At 68.2% G+C, this 1,365-nt stretch carries 1 protein-coding gene and 1 pseudogene; one reads left to right on the top strand and one right to left on the bottom strand.

Going from position 1 to position 1,365, the window contains the following annotated elements; all coding sequences use genetic code 11:
- On the bottom strand, positions 1–987 hold a 987-nt coding region (locus AC1VAN_RS21905), incomplete at its 3' end, for a DUF1176 domain-containing protein (protein WP_480986754.1).
- A 121-nt stretch (positions 988–1,108) separates the two neighbouring features.
- On the opposite strand from AC1VAN_RS21905, the pseudogene AC1VAN_RS21910 reads away from it, so the two are divergent.
- A pseudogene (locus tag AC1VAN_RS21910) lies at positions 1,109–1,365 on the top strand (single-stranded-DNA-specific exonuclease RecJ); the annotation flags it as partial.

Consider the following 1,365-nt stretch of genomic DNA (forward strand, 5'->3'; position numbering starts at 1 on the left):
ACACAGGCCGGTACTGAATGCACTGCTTGGCTGGAATCTGCGGCCATCCCAGGCCCAGTCCCAGCCAGAAACGCAGTCGCCGATGCCGCGGCCCTTGTAGCGCGCGTACAACGTGCGATCGGAGCGCGAGAAGCCTTCTGCCTCCAGCGTGACCGTCTCAGGTGCGAACGGCGGCTGATCGCGCGCGATCCAGAAGCCATTGCTGTAGTTGTACGCGCCCATCTGGCACAGCGCCTGCACCAGTACATGATGCTCGTCGAGCCGCTCGATCACCATGTCCGGCGTCCCCTTGTACTCGATCAGGCGCGGACAGTCGTCGTTGTCGCCGAGCGTGGCAATCAGCRCGTCGCGCAGCGCTTCGCTGCTGCCCAGCTCGCTATCGCCGGGGCGGCCGGCCGCCAGCGCGCCGCGCACGATCACCGGCTTGGCCACTGCGGCGGGCACGCTCGCTTCGGCACGCGTGCCGCGGCGTACCAGCGCACCGGGCGTGCCCACGCGCCCTTGGACCTCGTCCATTTTCAGCAGCACCGCGGCGGCACCACGATCGGAAATCGGCCAGCGCGTGCCCCTGCTGTCGATCACCTCGATACGGGCCTGGCCGGGCAGGGCGGCCAGCAGGCCTTCTACCTGCGCCGGCCGCAGCATCACTGCCTCGTCGGCCCCGGTGTCCTGCACTGGGCCCAGATCACGGCCGTTCACGTGCAGGCGCATTGAACCTTCAGGCACTGCACTTTCGCCATCCTCACCGACCCGCAGCCGCGCCTTCACTGCCGTCCCGGGGCCGCCGGCACGTTCCAGCATCAGGCCCAGCAGGCTGTCCGCCTTTTCAGGGCTGTAGCCGGCTGCACGGCAGGTGCCGGTGTTGTCGCAGGCCAGGAACCAGTCGTGGTGTACGAACTCGATACCGGGGGTTGGCGGCGTGTTTGCGGCCTGGGAAGCAAGTGGCAGCAGGAGGCTGGCAAGCAGTACGGACAGCAGGCGGTACATGGCGAATTCCGTTTCAGAAGCGAACAAGCATGGGCGATCGCCACGCTTGCGCCAAGCCCGGAAGAGCCTGGCGAGCCGAGCGGGGTATCATGCGCGGGTCTTCCGCAACCCGGCGATGCCGATGTCCCTTGCCGCCGATGCTGTGCYGCCGTCTTCCGATACGCCGATGATCCGCCGTCGCGATGCGGCCGTGCCCGGTAGCTGGCCGGAGGGCACGCTGCCCCTGCTGGCCCGCCTGTATGCCGCACGTGGTGCGCACACGCCGGAGCTGGCCCTGCCCAAGCTCGGCAACCTGCATGCGCCGGAACTGCTGACCGGCATCGACGCAGCAGTGGACCTGCTGGTGCAAGCCATCGCCGCCGACAAGCGCATCCTGGT

This window comes from Stenotrophomonas sp. 05L44_2 (assembly GCF_056665995.1).